Origin of the sequence: Flavobacterium sp. FlaQc-49 (genome assembly GCF_044005985.1) — a bacterium.
GTDB classification, from domain to species: domain Bacteria; phylum Bacteroidota; class Bacteroidia; order Flavobacteriales; family Flavobacteriaceae; genus Flavobacterium; species Flavobacterium cupriresistens.
In genome coordinates, this window is record NZ_JBIPCS010000003.1 from 17939 (window position 1) to 34923 (window position 16985).

At 34.8% G+C, this 16985-nt stretch carries 17 protein-coding genes; 7 read left to right on the plus strand and 10 right to left on the minus strand.

Annotation, left to right across the window (positions count from 1 at the left end):
* Window positions 1–386 precede the first annotated feature (386 nt).
* Together ACHRV3_RS06505 and ACHRV3_RS06510 are read right to left on the minus strand one after the other, a co-directional pair.
* On the minus strand, window positions 387–869 hold the full coding sequence (locus tag ACHRV3_RS06505; RefSeq protein WP_230004412.1) for a dihydrofolate reductase: 483 nt from the start codon (window positions 867–869) through the stop codon (window positions 387–389).
* 11 nt (window positions 870–880) lie between these two features.
* On the minus strand, window positions 881–1228 hold the full coding sequence (locus tag ACHRV3_RS06510) for a 2TM domain-containing protein (RefSeq protein WP_395433703.1): 348 nt from the start codon (window positions 1226–1228) through the stop codon (window positions 881–883).
* Between the two features lie 244 nt (window positions 1229–1472).
* Between ACHRV3_RS06510 and ACHRV3_RS06515 the strand changes: the two genes are divergently transcribed.
* Window positions 1473–1769, plus strand: a complete 297-nt coding sequence (locus ACHRV3_RS06515) for an isoamylase early set domain-containing protein (RefSeq protein ID WP_230004414.1) — start codon at window positions 1473–1475, stop codon at window positions 1767–1769.
* A 29-nt stretch (window positions 1770–1798) separates the two neighbouring features.
* Here the strand turns inward: ACHRV3_RS06515 and ACHRV3_RS06520 are convergent, their stop codons facing one another.
* From ACHRV3_RS06520 to ACHRV3_RS06535, 4 genes are all read right to left on the minus strand, one after another.
* Window positions 1799–2650, minus strand: coding sequence for a thymidylate synthase (locus ACHRV3_RS06520; protein WP_047772811.1), 852 nt, complete (start codon window positions 2648–2650; stop codon window positions 1799–1801).
* Between the two features lie 76 nt (window positions 2651–2726).
* On the minus strand, window positions 2727–3350 hold the full coding sequence (locus ACHRV3_RS06525; RefSeq protein WP_047772813.1) for a bifunctional nuclease family protein: 624 nt from the start codon (window positions 3348–3350) through the stop codon (window positions 2727–2729).
* Between the two features lie 166 nt (window positions 3351–3516).
* Entirely contained in the window at window positions 3517–4485 is a 969-nt protein-coding gene (locus ACHRV3_RS06530) for an electron transfer flavoprotein subunit alpha/FixB family protein (protein ID WP_395433704.1), read from the minus strand.
* A gap of 82 nt (window positions 4486–4567) precedes the next feature.
* Window positions 4568–5314: an electron transfer flavoprotein subunit beta/FixA family protein gene (locus ACHRV3_RS06535; RefSeq protein ID WP_395433705.1), complete on the minus strand. Its 747-nt coding sequence runs from the start codon at window positions 5312–5314 to the stop codon at window positions 4568–4570.
* Between the two features lie 478 nt (window positions 5315–5792).
* On the opposite strand from ACHRV3_RS06535, the gene ACHRV3_RS06540 reads away from it, so the two are divergent.
* The 6 genes from ACHRV3_RS06540 to ACHRV3_RS06565 all read left to right on the plus strand — a co-directional run bounded on the left by ACHRV3_RS06540 (window position 5793) and on the right by ACHRV3_RS06565 (window position 14458).
* On the plus strand, window positions 5793–6770 hold the full coding sequence (locus tag ACHRV3_RS06540; RefSeq protein WP_047772819.1) for a pyruvate dehydrogenase complex E1 component subunit beta: 978 nt from the start codon (window positions 5793–5795) through the stop codon (window positions 6768–6770).
* Window positions 6771–6837: 67 nt separating this feature from the next.
* Complete coding sequence (locus ACHRV3_RS06545; RefSeq protein WP_395434065.1) at window positions 6838–9339, plus strand: DUF5686 family protein; 2502 nt, start codon at window positions 6838–6840, stop codon at window positions 9337–9339.
* A gap of 35 nt (window positions 9340–9374) precedes the next feature.
* Window positions 9375–10427, plus strand: a complete 1053-nt coding sequence (locus tag ACHRV3_RS06550) for an acyltransferase (RefSeq protein WP_047772823.1) — start codon at window positions 9375–9377, stop codon at window positions 10425–10427.
* A gap of 117 nt (window positions 10428–10544) precedes the next feature.
* Complete coding sequence (locus ACHRV3_RS06555) at window positions 10545–11144, plus strand: DNA-3-methyladenine glycosylase family protein (RefSeq protein WP_395433706.1); 600 nt, start codon at window positions 10545–10547, stop codon at window positions 11142–11144.
* 111 nt (window positions 11145–11255) lie between these two features.
* Window positions 11256–11786, plus strand: coding sequence for an inorganic diphosphatase (locus tag ACHRV3_RS06560; RefSeq protein WP_047772828.1), 531 nt, complete (start codon window positions 11256–11258; stop codon window positions 11784–11786).
* A 113-nt stretch (window positions 11787–11899) separates the two neighbouring features.
* On the plus strand, window positions 11900–14458 hold the full coding sequence (locus ACHRV3_RS06565; RefSeq protein WP_395433707.1) for a sodium-translocating pyrophosphatase: 2559 nt from the start codon (window positions 11900–11902) through the stop codon (window positions 14456–14458).
* A gap of 50 nt (window positions 14459–14508) precedes the next feature.
* Here the strand turns inward: ACHRV3_RS06565 and ACHRV3_RS06570 are convergent, their stop codons facing one another.
* From ACHRV3_RS06570 to ACHRV3_RS06585, 4 genes are all read right to left on the minus strand, one after another.
* The gene (locus ACHRV3_RS06570; protein WP_230004417.1) at window positions 14509–14877 is read right to left on the minus strand and encodes a type II toxin-antitoxin system HigA family antitoxin; all 369 of its coding nucleotides are present in this window, start codon (window positions 14875–14877) and stop codon (window positions 14509–14511) included.
* A gap of 4 nt (window positions 14878–14881) precedes the next feature.
* A complete protein-coding gene (locus ACHRV3_RS06575) occupies window positions 14882–14968 on the minus strand; it encodes a hypothetical protein (RefSeq protein ID WP_395426694.1) in 87 nt (28 codons plus the stop codon).
* A gap of 332 nt (window positions 14969–15300) precedes the next feature.
* Entirely contained in the window at window positions 15301–15915 is a 615-nt protein-coding gene (locus ACHRV3_RS06580) for a deoxynucleoside kinase (protein ID WP_047772834.1), read from the minus strand.
* A complete protein-coding gene (locus tag ACHRV3_RS06585) occupies window positions 15915–16730 on the minus strand; it encodes a hypothetical protein (protein ID WP_395433708.1) in 816 nt (271 codons plus the stop codon). Before ACHRV3_RS06585 ends, ACHRV3_RS06580 begins: the two co-directional genes overlap by 1 nt.
* Between the last annotated feature and the right edge of the window lie 255 nt (window positions 16731–16985).

Genomic DNA, 16985 nt, shown 5'->3' on the forward strand with positions numbered 1-16985 from the left:
TTGTCCTGTTGTTAATCTGAATTTGTAATGATTATTGATAACTTAGTGACTTAAATCAAATGAATTTCCCCGTGCTTGTTATTTATTTGTTCTTGCAGTAGTTTTTTAAAGTATGGCTCTTGTAGTGATACTCTTTTTAAAGCGCAATACGTTCTTAGGATTAAATTTGTTTTTGGAAATTTTAATTTTCTTTGCCTTTAATGCCTTCGTGGTATTTGGTGTTAAAGGCTTTTTTTGAGTAGTGTCTCAAAAAAATCGAATCCAATTTTATAACAATCATTTATGTCAGATGATTGTTATTTTTATCAAATTCTACTCTTGAATAGTCCTAAGTTGGAGATCATTTTTCATTAAAAACATCCTCGTTTTGAGGATGTTTTTTAATTTTATGCTTTAACGAAAGTTTCGTACGTATAGTCGTAAAGATGTTTTTCGTCTTTTATATTAGTTTCAGATTCTACTAGCAGCCATTCGTCTTTGTTGATGTCAGGGAAAAAAGCATCCGCTTCAAAGCTGTGATGTACCCTTGTTATTTCTAAAACATCAGCAAAAGGCATCGCCAAGGTATAGATTTCTCCTCCTCCAATAATAAAAGAATCCTCATTTTTTGGGCATTTTGCGATTGCTTCACTTATGCTTTTTACTACAATACAACCCTCGGGCTGATAGTTTTCCTGACGCGTTATCACCACATGAGTCCGGTTTGGTAAAGGTTTTGGAAAACTTTCAAAAGTTTTCCTTCCCATTATGATATGGTGGTTCGTTGTAAGAGCTTTAAATCTTTTGAAATCATTTGGTAAGTGCCAAACCAATTCATTGTTTTTTCCAAGAGCATTGTTTTCGGCAACTGCCGCTATCATTATAATCATGGTATTCTGAACTAAATTTTATTTTCGGTATCCTCGTTTATTTTTGATTCTAATTGACTGATTCTTTTTTGCTGTAAAGCAACAAGTCTGTCAATTTGTTCTCTTTCCCAGTTTTTATTCATGAATCGGTCTGTTATGTAGACTTTTATAAAATGGAGTATAAATATAAATAACCATATTGTGATCGCCCAAACGCACCAGTTTTGATTGGTAGTGGTAGCGCCAAATCCAAAAAACCTATTGGCAATAAATAAAAACAAACTGCCTATAAGAAAAAGGACGAAATGAAAATATAATACTTTTTTCTGTCTGATTCTTCTTCTGGCATACTCGTATTGTTCGTGCACTTCTTTTTCCATAAGATTTAAAAAATAATGAGATTATAAAGTTAGAATTTATTTTGAAATCACAATATTTTGAACATAGATTATTTATTTTTAAAAGAGTTAATTATCTGAAATCCAAAATTAAAGATGGAATTAATTAGGAATAGAGAAAAAAATAGAATCCCTTTTTGATATTATCATAAATCGGTTTTCCCGATGTTGAATGTTCAGTTGAATTTGTGTAATTTAGGTGTACTAATCTAAAAATTAAATAGTTATGGCTTTGAAGAAACAGTTTGTAAAAACAAAACCGGTATGTAAAGTTACATTTTCAATTGATGCTAAAGAGGCTAGTGCGGTAGCTGTGGTTGGAGATTTTAACAATTGGAATGCCCAGGAAGGTACTTTGAGTAAGTTGAAAAACGGAACTTTTAAAGCTACTTACGACTTGGTTAAAGATGCGATCTACGAGTTTAAATATGTAATTGACGGAAGTTATGTTAATGATCCCGAAGCAGACTCGTATCAATGGAATGATTTCGCAGGAAGCGAAAATAGTGTACTGGTAGTATAAAAAAATCCGCTAAAAAGCGGATTTTGTATTTATACAGCAACACTGCCTTTTATGCCGGCGTGTGGTTCGTAATCTAATAAGGTGAAATCTTTGTAATCAAAATCAAAAATGTTTTTAATCTCCGGATTTAAAATCATTTTTGGTAATGGTTTTGGTTCGCGTGTTAATTGCAATTCCAGTTGCTCAAAATGATTGTTGTAGATGTGTGCATCTCCAAAAGTGTGAATGAACTCTCCCTGTTCCAAATCGCAAACTTGTGCGATCATCATCGTTAAGAGCGCATAAGAAGCGATATTAAAAGGTACTCCTAAAAAGATATCGGCACTTCGTTGGTAGAGCTGACAGGATAATTTTCCTTTTGTTTCTCCTTTAGTCTCATCAGGACTTGTTACATAAAACTGGAAAAAGGCATGACAAGGCGGCAAAGCGGCTTTGTTGTTTGCTACATTCTCCTCAAATGATTTTTTTGTATCAGGTAACACCGAAGGATTCCATGCAGAAACCAACATTCTTCGGCTATTTGGATTTGTTTTTAATTCGGTGATTAATTCAGAAATCTGATCGATTTCTTCACTGTTCCAATTGCGCCACTGATGCCCGTAAACAGGTCCTAAATCACCATTTGAATCTGCCCAGGCATCCCAAATTTTAACTCCGTTTTCCTGAAGATAAGCAATGTTGGTATCGCCTTTTAAAAACCAAAGCAATTCGTATATGATCGATTTTAAGTGTAACTTTTTGGTCGTAACCATTGGGAAACCTTCACTTAAATCAAAACGCATCTGATAGCCAAAAACACTTTTTGTTCCTGTCCCTGTACGGTCTCCTTTTTGACAACCGTTTTCTAAAACATGTTGTACTAAATCTAAGTATTGTTTCATAGTTGGTTTATTCGTTTGACTGTTTCATCGTTTAATCGATTTCACAAATAAACGGTTTAACGATTAAACAGAATGTTTATCTTTTCGAAATCTCGTCTCTGATTTTAGCTGCTTTTTCATAATCTTCCTGAGAAACTGCCTGATCCAGAAGATCATTTAGTTCTTGTAAGCTATGTTTGGCATAAACGTCACCGGATTGATTGCTTTCTTCTTCGCGCCCAAAAGTCTCCGGATTTGACAATACATCGTCTATTTCCTGAGCACCCTGATCGGTGTCTGCAGAATTTGATTTTAAATAAATTCCGGCTTTATCCAGTATGTTTTTGTAAGTGAAAATTGGAGCGTTAAAGCGCAATGCCAAAGCAATCGCATCAGATGTTCTGGCATCAATGATTTCTTCGATTTTGTCTCTTTCGCAAATTAAACTCGAATAAAAAACACCATCAACAAGTTTGTGAATGATGACTTGTTTGACTACAATATCAAATCTTTCTGCGAAGTTTTTGAATAAATCGTGCGTTAACGGGCGAGGAGGTTTTATTTCCTTTTCTAAGGCAATAGCAATCGATTGGGCTTCAAAAGCACCAATAACAATGGGAAGTTTTCTTTCGCCATCGACTTCATTCAAAATAAGGGCATAAGCACCATTTTGAGTTTGACTGTATGATATTCCTTTTATGGATAGTTTTACTAGACTCATATATGTGGGTAAAAAAGGGCAATTAATGCCTCATTTTAATACTTTTTTTGATTGAAAAATAAAGGTGCAATTTTAATCAAAAAATATGGAACAAAAAAGCTACCTAAAGCAAAGATACGATTATCTTGTTTTTAGGCAGCTATATTTTTATAGAGAATTTTGAGATCTAAGAATGTTGTGCTTTAAAAGCTTTTAGTTTCTCAATTAATTGTGGTACAATTTCAAATGCATCTCCAACTACACCGTAATCTGCTACTTTAAAGAAAGGAGCCTCAGGATCGTTGTTGATAACTACTTTTACTTTAGAGGAGTTGATTCCTGCAATATGTTGAATAGCTCCGGAGATTCCGATTGCAATATAAAGGTTAGTTGCAACTGGTTTTCCTGTTTGTCCAACGTGCTCGCTGTGAGGTCTCCAGCCTAAGTCAGAAACCGGCTTAGAACAAGCAGTTGCTGCACCAAGAACAGCGGCTAAATCTTCTACTAATCCCCAGTTTTCAGGACCTTTTAGTCCACGTCCACCAGAAACTACCGTGTCAGCATCAGCGATTGAAACTTTTCCGGTTACTTTTTCTACTGATTCTACTTTTACTCCAAAGTCATTGTCTCCAATAGTTGGGTTAAAGTCTTCTTCAGTTGCAGATCCTGCGCTTTCGAAAATTCCGTAAGAGTTTTTAGCTAAACCAAGCACTTTTACATCGGTATCGATTTGTGTAATGTTGAAAGCTTTGTTAGAGAAAGCATTTCTTTTTACCTGAAAAGGAGAAGTGCTAACCGGTAAACCAACGACATTAGAAGCAAATCCAGCTTCTAAAGACACCGCTACAAGTGATGAAAGGTAAATACTGTCTGTTGTAGAAGAAAGTAAAACTAATTTTGTTCCTTCTTTTTGAGCAGCTTGTTTGATTACATCAGCGTACGCTTTTGCAGTAAAACCAGCTAATTTGTCGTTGTTTACTTTTAAAACTTTGTCTACTCCGTATTTTGACAATTCGCTTACGTCGCTAATGTTAACCGTTAAAGCGGTTACGGTTGTTCCTAAAGTTTCGGCTACCTTTTTAGCATATGAAGCTAATTCAAAAGCAACTTTTTTAAATTTTCCTTCTGCAGATTCTGCATATATTAATATTGACATACTATTTTTTGTTTAGAAGTTTAAAGTTTCAGGTTTCAGGTTTCAAGTTGGTTAACTGAAAACTGTGACTAAATACTGATTACTAGATTACTTTCGCTTCGTTGTGTAATAAATTGATTAACTCATCTAAATTATCAGGAGAAACTAATTTTACTGCTGATTTAGGAGCTGGTTTTTCAAATTTAACCGCTTTTGTATTTACAGGAGCGTCAACCGGCTCAAGAATAGTAAGTGCTTTTGTTCTTGCAGTCATAATTCCTCTCATGTTCGGAATACGCAAGTCTTTTTCTTCAACAAGACCTTTTTGACCTCCAATAATTAATGGTAAAGTAGTGCTTACAGTTTCTTTTCCTCCGTCAATTTCACGAACGGCTTTTACATTGTTACCTTCAACTGTTATGCTGGTGCAAGAGTTTAAAAAGTTAGAACCTGTAATTCCTGCGATCATTCCCGGAACCATTCCTCCGTTGTAATCTAAAGACTCTTTTCCGGCAATTACTAAATCGTAACCACCATTTTTGATTACTTCAGCAAGTTGTTTTGCAACAAAAAAACCATCAGTTGGGTTTGCGTTTACACGAATTGCTTCGTTTGCTCCAATTGCTAAAGCTTTACGTAAAGTTGGTTCAGTATCAGGACCTCCAACATTTACTACTGTTACTGTAGCTCCTTGTTGTTCCTGGAACCAGATTGCACGTGTTAAACCAAACTCATCGTTAGGATTAATTACGTATTGTACACCATTGGTATCGAATTCTGAGTCACCATTTGAGAAGTTAATTTTTGAAGTAGTATCAGGCACATGGCTGATGCAAACTAATATTTTCATAAGTATGATAGTTTATAGTTATAATATTCATTTACAAATTTAGAAATTAAAATCGAAATAATATATTATGCATGCATAATATTTTTTGAAAACTATTACGATTTCGAGGATTCCGCATTTTCGATGACCTTTCATCGGAAAACGAAAACAAATATACATTCTTTTTTGTTGATTCTTAGGGATTTTGCAATCTTGTGTTGTCTGATAATCGATGAAAATGGTGTGATTTATGGCGTACTTTTAAAATAGTTTGTTTTTTTTAATTGTAATCAAACAAATAAAATGGAGTTTGTTATTAAAATACTATTTAAAGAATAAAAACGTTAATATATCGATTTCGTAAATATCTCAATATTTTTTTTAGAGTAAAAACCTAAAGCGAGAGTGAAGTTCCTGTGATTTTAAATTTAATTTATGCTTTTAAGTTATTTAAAATATTTATTTTTGCTCTTCAGAAAATTCAACATACAATATAAATATGAGAACAATACAATTTAGAGAGGCCATTTGTGAAGCGATGAGCGAAGAAATGCGTCACGATGAATCCATATATTTAATGGGCGAGGAAGTCGCAGAATACAATGGAGCTTATAAAGCTTCAAAAGGAATGCTTGCTGAGTTTGGCGAAAAAAGAGTAATCGATACTCCGATTGCGGAACTTGGTTTTACAGGAATTGCAGTAGGATCAGCTATGAATGGTTGTCGTCCTATCGTAGAGTATATGACTTTTAACTTCTGTTTAGTTGGTATTGATCAAATTATAAATAATGCTGCTAAAATGCGTCAAATGACAGGTGGACAATTTAATGTGCCTATCGTTTTCCGTGGACCAACTGCTTCTGCAGGTCAATTAGGAGCAACTCACTCACAAGCTTTAGAAAACTGGTTTGCTAATACTCCGGGTCTTAAAGTAGTTGTACCTTCAACTCCTTACGATGCAAAAGGACTTTTAAAATCAGCTATTCGTGATAATGATCCTGTAATTTTTATGGAATCAGAGCAAATGTATGGCGATAAAGGTGAAGTGCCGGACGGAGAATACACGATTCCATTAGGAGTTGCTGATATTAAACGTGAAGGAAAAGATGTTACGATTGTTTCTTTCGGAAAAATCATCAAAGAAGCTTTTATTGCTGCTGATGAATTAGCTAAAGAAGGAATCTCTTGTGAGATCATCGATTTAAGAACAGTTCGTCCTATGGATAAAGATGCTATTCTTACTTCTGTTAAAAAAACAAACCGTTTAGTAATCTTAGAAGAAGCTTGGCCATTTGCAAGTATTTCTTCTGAAATAACGTATATCGTTCAAGAACAAGCGTTCGATTTCCTTGATGCGCCAATTCAACGTATTACAACTGCAGATACTCCTGCACCTTACTCTCCTGTTTTACTAAAAGACTGGTTGCCAAACGCAGCTGATGTTGTAAAAGCAGTAAAGAAAGTAATGTACAAATAGTTCTTAAACAACACTTATAAAACTTCATCAGTCATATTTAATTGATGAAGTTTTTTTTTACCAGATGATGAAAAAAATAATTCTATTTAGCCTGTTTTTTGTATTTGCATTTGTGAATATCGCTACTGCACAAACTAAAGTGAGCGGAATTGTTTTAGACAAATCTAATCAGCCAATTCCGTTTGCCAATGTTGTTTTTAAAGGCTCAAGTACAGGAATTGTTTCTAATGAAGATGGACGTTTTTATCTGGAATCCCCTAATACCTATACGATTTTACTAGTGAGCTCGGCAGGATTTTCTGATAAAGAAATTACGTTAGAGAAAGCGGTAAATTATGACTTTAAGATTGTTTTAAGTGAAGCGGAAGCGCTTAATGAAGTTGTTATTTTTACAGGAAAAACATCCAAAAAGAACAATCCGGCATTGGATATTTTGAGGAAAATTTGGGAACGAAAGCGTAAAAACGGGTTGTACCAGTTCAATCAATATCAAATGCAGAAGTACGAAAAAGTCGAATTCGATATGAATACGATTGACAGTGCTTTCATGAAAAACAAACTCTTTAAAGGAATGGAGTTTGTATTCAAACACGTTGATACCTCTGAAGTTACAGGAAAAACCTATCTGCCTATTTTTATAAGCGAATCGGTGTACGATGTTTACGGGGACAACAAAATTAAGAAAATAAAAGAAAATATTACCGGAAACAAAACGTCAGGATTTAATGGTAATCAGCAAATTCAGGCTTTTGTAAAGGATCTTTATTCCGATTACAATATTTACGATAACCATCTGAAATTCTTTGATAAGAGCTTTACGAGTCCACTTTCAAGAACAGGAATTGATGTGTATAACTATGTATTGAAAGACAGTACTTATATCGATAAAAAATGGTGTTACAACATTGTTTTTTATCCAAGACGTAAAAATGAACTGACTTTTAAAGGAGATTTTTGGGTAAATGACACCACTTTTGCCATCAAAAAAATAAATATGGCCGTTACCAAAAGTGCCAATATTAACTGGGTAAAAGACATTTATATCGAACAGGAATTTGATGTGCAAAATGACTCCGTTTTTCTGTTAACCCGTGACTATATGATGTCTGATTTTGCTTTGAATAAAAAAGAGAAATCAAAAGGAGTTTATGGTAAACGAACCACATTGTTCAGGAATCATAAATTTAATATTCCCAAGCCCGATAAATTTTATAAAGAAGAAGTCAATTTTATAGACAACGTGGTTTATGACCGCCCACCTGAATTTTGGGAAGAAAATCGTTTTGAAAAACTAAATAAAGACGAAGCCGGTATTTATAAAATGCTTGACACGTTGCAAACAGTTAAAAAATTCAAGCAACTTTATAGTTTAGTTTCGATATTAGGAAGTGGTTATGTCGAGTTTAAAAATTTCGATTACGGACCTATTTTTTCTACTTTTGGTTATAATGAAGTCGAAGGTTTGCGTTTGCGTGTAGGAGGTCGTACCTATTTTGGGCCAAACGATCCTTGGCGTATACAGGCTTACACGGCGTATGGTTTTGATGATAATAAATTTAAATATGGTGTATCCGGAAAATGGATGGTGGATAAGAAAAACCGAATCATTATTTCTGGAGGAAACAGGCGGGACATCGAGCAGATTGGTGCCAGTTTAACCACAACCAATGACATTTTAGGAAGAAGTTTTGCGTCCTCAGCTTTGTTTACAACAGGCAGTAACGGAAAATTAACGAATATCAATTTAAGCAATGTTTCCTTCGAAATGGAACCATTGAAAAACTTCGTTTTCCAGGCAGGTGTTTCGTATCGAACATTAGAATCGGCTTCGCCAACGTTTAGTTTAGATTATTATACGACTTTGCCAACAACTGCAAATCCTGCCGGAGTTGTAGCAAGTGCAGTAAAACAATTCGAAGCAAACATTCAATTCGAATTTATGCCAAATCGCAAAACGATTGGTTTTGGTGTAGAACGAAAACTTGTTGATAGCCCTTTTAGTCATTTCTTTGTTAATTTCAGTTATGGACTTAAAGGCGTTTTAGACAGTGATTTTGCCTACGAAAAAATTCAATTGTTCTACAAGCAACCTATTATTATCGGACCTTTAGGAAGATCGAATATTATTCTTGAAACCGGGAAAACTTTCGGAACAATTCCGTTGGGGTTAATGAGTGTAATACCGGGAAATCAAACTTATTTTACGATTGAAAATACCTTTAGTAACTTGAATTTCTATGAATTCATAACGGATCAGTATACTACTTTACAATGGAACCACGATTTTGGAGGAAGATTGTTCTCCAGAGTTCCTTTTATGAGGAAATTAAACTGGAGAGAGTTTGTAGGGATAAAAGCCGTTCACGGTACTATATCTAGTGCCAACCGAGCTATAAATGCCTCACAACAGCCTTATAATGCACCTGAAAATGTGTATTGGGAGTACAATGCCGGTATTGGAAATATATTCAAAGTATTCCGAATCGATTTCTCTTGGAGAGGAAGTTACTTAAATACGCCCGATGCAAATAAATTTGCAGTAAAAGGATCGTTCGGCTTTTATTTTTAGTAAAAGGTAAATATATTTTTGTTAATTTAGTTTCTATGAGTACAACCGTAGAAACTAGTAATTTAAATTGGACAACTAATCTTAGGGTTTTAGCCACTATTAGCGTAATTTTTGTTCATGTAGCGTGTGATATCCTTTATAAATATGGGAATATCTCCAATTTTGTTTGGTGGACAGGAAATGTGTATGACAGCATAGTTCGTTTTTGTGTACCGATTTTCCTGATGCTTACCGGAGCGTTAATGCTCAATAAAAAATACGAATTAGGTGATTTTCTGAAAAAGAAGTTCTCCAGAATTATTTTGCCTTTTCTCTTTTGGAGTTTTTTTTATGTGCTGTTGGCTTTGCGTGACGCCTCTTTAGTGCATCCTGAGATGTCATTATTAGAAGGGAGTAAACTGGCTCTTAATCTTATTGCCACAGGAAGTTCCTTTCATTTATGGTATATTTATATGATTATTGGGATATATCTTTTTATGCCAATCCTAAGTAAATGGGTTCAGAATGCCAATGAAAAAGAGATACTTTACTTTATAGCGATTTGGGTTTTTACTTTATTTCTAAATCAGCCTATTTTTCGTGAATTTCGAATTAATGTTGATTTTACCTATTTTGCGGGTTTTTTGGGTTATCTGATCTTAGGGTATTATTTGTCAATTAAGTCATTTAAATATGATGTAAAAACACTCAAGCAAATTTCTTTACTGTTGTTTTTCTTAGGTATAATCGTCACCATTTTTGGCACTTATTTTTTATCAGTTGCGGAGAATCGTTTTAATGAATATTTTTATGGAGGGCTGACTTTTAATATTGTAATTGTTTCTGCGGGATTGTTTATTTACTTTAAAAATTCAAAAATTTCAAATCCTGTCCTTGTTCAGATAATCAATTTTATAAATACCTATAGTTATGGGATTTATTTGGTTCATATTTTAGTTCTTCGATTTTTGGTGTCTTTGGGTATTGACTATGACTTTATAAATCCTGTTTTGGCAATTCCAATTACTAGTGCTTTATGTTTGTCTATATCAGCATTAATTATCTATTGTGTAAATAGACTTCCTTATGGAAAGTATATTTCAGGATAATTGAAAATAGAAAAAAATGTAGGATAACAAGGCCGTTTGGAATTTGATGAGCCGATGTTTTTGCATGGAATAAATCCATAATTTTAGTTAATTTTGGAAGACGCTAAAATCCACCTTATGCAAGAAGCCATCGATTTCCTCTCCGGTAAAAATCCAATATTTCAGGAAATAATTGATAAATACGGATTGCCCCCAATTCCAAAACGTCCACAAGGTTTTGAAACATTAGTATTGCTCATACTCGAGCAGCAGGTATCTATAGATTCGGCAAAAGCCACATTCTTGAAAATAAAAGCCTATACCATTTGTAATCCTGAAACAATGGCTGTTTTGCCTGACGAAGAGTTTAGAGCTCTTGGGGTGAGTCGTCAAAAAACACTATATATCAAAATTTTAGCGGAAGCGGTTTTAAGCAGAGAATTAGATATTGAAAGTTTAGCGATAAAACCGGCGCAACAAGTACGTGAGGAACTCATAAGGCTAAAAGGAATCGGAAACTGGACTATTGATATCTATTTGATGTTTTGTTTGCAGGAGCCCGATTTAATTCCGCTTGGAGATATCGCAGTGGTAAATACCATCAAAGAATTGTTGGATATTCATGATAAACAGGAAATGGAAATTCATTCCCGGCAATGGAGTCCTTACCGGTCTTATGCGACCTATTTGCTCTGGCATTATTACTTAAATAAGCGAAATAGAAAAATTACCTATTAAATGCTTGTTTTTTAAAAGATAATGCAGATAATTTAAGCGGTTTTTTTATTGTAAACATAGATTCTTTAGTTACTTTTGCAACCGAAATTATAGAATTAATAAAAAACAAAAATGACCGCAGACAAACTAACAACTTTCGATGTATTAATCGAAATACCAAGAGGAAGCAGAAATAAATATGAGTACGATTTTGAAATTAAAAGAATGCGTTTCGACAGAATGTTATTCTCTTCAATGATGTACCCGGCTGATTACGGATTTATTCCGGAAACTTTAGCACTTGACGGTGACCCTCTTGACGTATTGGTTTTGGTAACTGAACCAACTTTCCCAGGATGTGTTATGGAAGTAAAACCAATCGGTGTTTTCCACATGGCAGACGATAAAGGACCAGACGAGAAAATTATTTGTGTACCTGTTTCAGATCCAATCTGGAATTCATTAACAGACTTGTCAGACATAAACCCACACTTAGTAAAAGAAATCGAGCATTTCTTCCAGGTTTACAAAGATCTTGAAAACAAAAAGGTTGATGTTGAAGGATGGGGAGACGTAAACGAAGCATTTGCTATTATTGCAGAGTGCACGAAACGTTTTGATGATATCGAAAATAAACCAGAGGGATTGTTTAGTATTAAATAATTTTAACCTTTGTATTTTATAAAAAAAGCAATACTCCGTCAGGAGTATTGCTTTTTTGTTTAAATTCGTTTTGCTAGTTTGTTGACTATTAACCAAAAAACCATTACAATATTATGAATGCATTTATGATTTACCTGCCAATTGTCATGGCAGTTTTAGGATTACTTTTCATGGGAATAAAAAGGAGTTGGGTTTTAAAACAAGATGCCGGCGACGGCAAAATGAAAGAGATTTCAGATCACATTTATGAAGGGGCGCTTGCTTTCTTAAAAGCAGAATACCGATTATTGACAATTTTTGTGATTATTGCAAGTGTTGCATTGGCAGGAATTACCTTTATTCCGGGAGTTAAAACACATTTATTAATTGTAGTTGCCTTTATTTTTGGAGCACTCTTCTCTGCTTACGCTGGTAATATAGGGATGAAGATCGCTACTAAAACTAACGTTAGAACCACTCAGGCTGCCCGTACAAGTTTACCGCAAGCTTTAAAAGTTTCTTTTGGAGGAGGAACGGTAATGGGACTGGGTGTTGCCGGTTTGGCAGTTTTAGGTTTAACCACCTTTTTTATAATTTTCTTTACGCTGTTTTCCGATGGAGTTTGGAAAGATACAGAAACGATGACCGTTGTTTTGGAAACATTGGCCGGATTTTCATTAGGAGCAGAATCAATCGCCTTGTTTGCCAGAGTTGGTGGTGGAATTTACACGAAAGCTGCCGATGTTGGTGCTGATTTAGTGGGTAAAGTAGAAGCCGGAATTCCGGAAGATGATCCTCGTAATCCGGCTACAATTGCAGATAACGTAGGAGATAATGTAGGTGATGTTGCCGGTATGGGAGCCGATTTATTCGGATCTTATGTCGCAACCGTATTAGCCGCAATGGTTTTAGGAAACTATGTGATTAAAGATATGGGTGGAAATATTCAGGACGCTTTTGGCGGAATAGGCCCAATTTTATTGCCAATGACAATTGCCGGTTTCGGAATTTTATTCTCAATTATCGGAACAACATTGGTAAAAATCTCAGATGATAATGCAAAAGAAGCACAAGTGCAAAAAGCATTAAATATAGGAAACTGGGTTTCGATTGTTTTAACGGCGATTGCCTGTTTCTTTTTGGTAAAACATATGTTACCTGAAGTAATGACAATGGAATTCTTTGGAGAAGGAGCACAGCAGATTTCTTCAATGAGAGTTTTTTATGCTACTTTGGTTGGATTAGTGGTTGGTGGAGCCATTTCATCCGTTACGGAGTATTATACAGGATTAGGTACAAAACCGGTTTTGGCAATTGTGCAAAAATCATCAACAGGAGCAGGAACCAATGTTATTGCAGGTTTGGCAACGGGAATGATTTCTACTTTTCCAACCGTATTATTATTCGCAGCCGCCATTTGGATTTCCTATGCGTTAGCAGGATTTTACGGAGTAGCCTTAGCAGCATCAGCAATGATGGCCACTACAGCAATGCAGTTGGCAATTGATGCTTTTGGTCCAATCTCTGACAATGCCGGAGGAATCGCAGAAATGAGCGAATTACCAAAAGAAGTTCGTACCAGAACAGATATTTTAGATTCAGTAGGAAATACAACTGCAGCAACCGGAAAAGGATTTGCGATTGCTTCAGCCGCTTTGACTTCATTGGCTTTGTTTGCGGCCTATGTAACTTTCACAGGAATTGACGGAATCAATATATTTAAAGCACCCGTTTTAGCAATGTTATTTGTAGGAGGAATGATTCCGGTAGTGTTCTCGGCTTTAGCGATGAATTCGGTAGGAAAAGCAGCAATGGACATGGTGTACGAAGTACGTCGTCAGTTTAAGGAGATTCCGGGAATTATGGAAGGAACCGGAAAACCGGAATACGGAAAATGTGTTGAAATCTCTACTAAAGCAGCTTTACGCGAAATGATGTTGCCTGGAATTTTAACGATTGGTTTCCCTATTGCAATTGTGTTGTTAGGAAAATTGGTTTATGCCGATAACAATCAGTTAATTGCTGAGATGCTTGGAGGATATATGGCTGGAGTAACTGTTTCAGGTGTACTTTGGGCTGTTTTTCAAAATAATGCAGGAGGTGCCTGGGATAACGCTAAAAAATCTTTTGAAGCCGGAGTTATGATTAATGGTGAAATGACTTATAAAGGATCCGATGCGCACAAAGCAGCGGTAACCGGAGATACAGTTGGAGATCCGTTTAAAGATACTTCAGGTCCATCAATGAATATTTTAATTAAACTGACTTGTTTGATTGGTTTGGTCATTGCACCAATCTTAGGCGAAGGACATGGTACAGATACAGCCGGAATGGCTGCTTCCTGTTGCAAAAAGACGGAAATACATGCGGGGCATTCGAAATGTGGCGATGGAGCTGTTATGGCAGGAATGACCAAAGAAGAATGTGTTAAAATGTGTAAAGAAAAAGGCTGCACGCCGGAAGAGACTGCAAAATGTCTGGCTAATTTTGATGCAAACGGAAAATATGTACATCAAAGAACAGATTGTTTTGATACAAGTAAATATGAGAAAAAACGTCTTGAGGTTAATTTATCTACCGTAGATGGTGTCACAAAAGGAACAGTGACTAAAACGGAAAACGGAAAAACAACTACAGAAGTTTTTGAAGGAACAGAAGAAGAAGTTAAAGCAAAAATTGAAGCAGCAAAATAAAAGTGCTGTGGCATAAAATAAAAATGCCTCTGGATTTCCAGAGGCATTTTTTATTGATTTAAGGCGTATTCTTTAATTAAAGTTGAGGCAGGGATGTGAAGGGCCTCGTTTAAAATTCTAATTTGTTTTATGGTCAAAGCTCTTTTGCGCTTAAAGATTTCAGATACTCTGGAGCGACTATTTAAGATAACTCCTAAATCTGCGTCTGTAAGGCCATTTTGCTCCATCATAAATTTTATGGCTTCAATTGGATCAGGTTCAGGAATTTGATAATGTATTTGTTCATATTTTTCTATAAGTGTTACCAAAATATCTAATTCATCACCTTCACTGGTATTTGGTTTAGCGTTGAAAAGAGTATTTACCCTTTCAAGTGCTAAGTCATAATCTTTTTCTGTTTTTATAGGTTTTATTTCCATATTGCTATAAGTTTTTAATGTCTTTTAGATTGTTGTATTCATCATGAGTTCCAACAAATAGAATGTAGACAATTTGAGTATCGTAATTAATTCTCTGTAGCTTCGAAAATTGTTTGGACTAAGATCAAAACACACTCCGTTTGTCATTTCGAGGTACGAGAAATCACACACGTAACTCGACAAAGAATGGTCGCTCACTATGCGGAAATCCTGGTGTGATTTCTCCTTCGTCGAAATGACAAACATGGAGTGTTTTTTAAAATAAGCTAAATTTTCACATCCAATTTTTTACTGTTCTACAACTTTTGAACTTGATATCTTAATCCAATTATTTCAAGTCTCTAAAAATAAGCAATAACTTGGTATATTAAAAATCCCCCTTACTTTTTGAATAAGGGGGATTTATATTCGTCTGATTTGCTGTTAAAACAATCCGTTTAATTCGGCATCAATTCGGTTGATGATATTTCCCAGATCTTCGGGATTATCAACAAAATTGATATTGTCAACATCGATAATTAATAATTTTCCTTTGGTATACGTCTGAATCCAGGCTTCGTACCTTTCGTTCAGACGGCTTAAATACTCGATTGAAATAGAGTTTTCGTACTCACGTCCGCGTTTGTGAATTTGTCCGACCAAATTAGGAATAGAACTTCTTAGGTAGATTAATAAATCGGGCGCTTTTACCAACGATTCCATTAATTCGAATAAGGAAGTGTAGTTTTCAAAATCGCGACTGGTCATTAATCCCATCGAATATAAGTTGGGAGCAAAAATATGAGCATCTTCGTAAATCGTTCTGTCCTGGATGATTTTCTTGCCACTTTCGCGAATTTGCAATACCTGACGGAAGCGACTGTTTAAGAAATAAATCTGTAAATTAAAGGACCAACGTTCCATCTGATGGTAGAAATCATCTAAATATGGGTTGTCTACCACATCTTCATAATGAGGTTCCCATTTAAAATGTTTGGCCAGTAACTTGGTTAATGTTGTTTTACCAGCGCCTATATTTCCTGCTATTGCTATGTGCATTACGGTGTTACGATTTTATAATTGATGATTTCTTTAAATGTAAAAATAGATAAAATTTGGTCTTTGTAGCAGAATTTATCAAAGGTTTTTTCTGAAATTTCTATTTCAGAAATTGTACTTGAATTTGTATCTGAACTGCTTTTAAAATACAATAAATTGTTTGTACTGAAAATATATTGGTGTTGGTCAATAATTTCGATTTTATCAAAATCAGGGACTTTTCCCAGAGCTGTTATTTTTCCGAAAATATCGCAGGAGAACCAGTTGTTTTTCTTGTCTATCCAATAAAAAGCATTAAAATCGGTTTGATAATATTTAATAGTTTCAGTCAATGGAGTCGAAACGATTTTATATTCATTCTTCAGATAGTCAAAAAGTCCAATTTGTTGGTTTAATGTGTTATAAACCCAAAGTTGATTCTGCGTTGACATACCTATAAACGGAACTACAATTGGGATATTGTTTTGAGAAAAATTAATCTCCGTGATTTTATTCAATTGATTATCGAGTAATATAACACTATTAAAGTCTTCGTAAAACAAAACCATTTTAAGCGGATTTTGCAGGTCGACTTTGGTTAAATTTCCCAAAGAAACATTTTTGTACTCAAAAACCTCATTGCCTTTAATTTTTCGAAAGACATTATCTTTTATAAAATAATAATACCCAAAAGAATCGTATCCCAGAAATTCATCAGCATCAATTTTTAAATGAGAAATAGTATCAGGCTTTATTTTCTGGCCTTGTGCAAAGAATACTGTGGAGTAACCGGCGATAAAAAAGATTATTAAAAAACGACGCACTGTTTGGCTCATGATACTCTGGTTTCTAAGAGCCAAATTACAAAAAACTATAGTAGAAATAGCGTAAGAGATTAGATTTTGCGGCTAAACCTTTTTAGAATGCTACTGTTTATGCTATAGCTTCAGGAGTTGATAGGGTAAAGGTCTGGACGTCTTTAAGTTTTGTTTTGAAATAGACTATTCCGCCACGTATAAAGTGTTTTTGAGATAATAGAGTTTTTGTAGTATTTTAATCACTAAAAAATAGAATTTTGTGACTGTAATTTG

What these genes read in the sequence shown, in the direction of transcription:
- ACHRV3_RS06505 (WP_230004412.1), bottom strand. Translation starts at nt 869, where the DNA reads ATGATTATAATGATAGCGGCAGTTGCCGAAAACAATGCTCTTGGAAAA.
- ACHRV3_RS06510 (WP_395433703.1), bottom strand. Translation starts at nt 1,228, where the DNA reads ATGGAAAAAGAAGTGCACGAACAATACGAGTATGCCAGAAGAAGAATC.
- ACHRV3_RS06515 (WP_230004414.1), top strand. Translation starts at nt 1,473, where the DNA reads ATGGCTTTGAAGAAACAGTTTGTAAAAACAAAACCGGTATGTAAAGTT.
- ACHRV3_RS06520 (WP_047772811.1), bottom strand. Translation starts at nt 2,650, where the DNA reads ATGAAACAATACTTAGATTTAGTACAACATGTTTTAGAAAACGGTTGT.
- ACHRV3_RS06525 (WP_047772813.1), bottom strand. Translation starts at nt 3,350, where the DNA reads ATGAGTCTAGTAAAACTATCCATAAAAGGAATATCATACAGTCAAACT.
- ACHRV3_RS06530 (WP_395433704.1), bottom strand. Translation starts at nt 4,485, where the DNA reads ATGTCAATATTAATATATGCAGAATCTGCAGAAGGAAAATTTAAAAAA.
- ACHRV3_RS06535 (WP_395433705.1), bottom strand. Translation starts at nt 5,314, where the DNA reads ATGAAAATATTAGTTTGCATCAGCCATGTGCCTGATACTACTTCAAAA.
- ACHRV3_RS06540 (WP_047772819.1), top strand. Translation starts at nt 5,793, where the DNA reads ATGAGAACAATACAATTTAGAGAGGCCATTTGTGAAGCGATGAGCGAA.
- ACHRV3_RS06545 (WP_395434065.1), top strand. Translation starts at nt 6,838, where the DNA reads ATGAAAAAAATAATTCTATTTAGCCTGTTTTTTGTATTTGCATTTGTG.
- ACHRV3_RS06550 (WP_047772823.1), top strand. Translation starts at nt 9,375, where the DNA reads ATGAGTACAACCGTAGAAACTAGTAATTTAAATTGGACAACTAATCTT.
- ACHRV3_RS06555 (WP_395433706.1), top strand. Translation starts at nt 10,545, where the DNA reads ATGCAAGAAGCCATCGATTTCCTCTCCGGTAAAAATCCAATATTTCAG.
- ACHRV3_RS06560 (WP_047772828.1), top strand. Translation starts at nt 11,256, where the DNA reads ATGACCGCAGACAAACTAACAACTTTCGATGTATTAATCGAAATACCA.
- ACHRV3_RS06565 (WP_395433707.1), top strand. Translation starts at nt 11,900, where the DNA reads ATGAATGCATTTATGATTTACCTGCCAATTGTCATGGCAGTTTTAGGA.
- ACHRV3_RS06570 (WP_230004417.1), bottom strand. Translation starts at nt 14,877, where the DNA reads ATGGAAATAAAACCTATAAAAACAGAAAAAGATTATGACTTAGCACTT.
- ACHRV3_RS06580 (WP_047772834.1), bottom strand. Translation starts at nt 15,915, where the DNA reads ATGCACATAGCAATAGCAGGAAATATAGGCGCTGGTAAAACAACATTA.
- ACHRV3_RS06585 (WP_395433708.1), bottom strand. Translation starts at nt 16,730, where the DNA reads ATGAGCCAAACAGTGCGTCGTTTTTTAATAATCTTTTTTATCGCCGGT.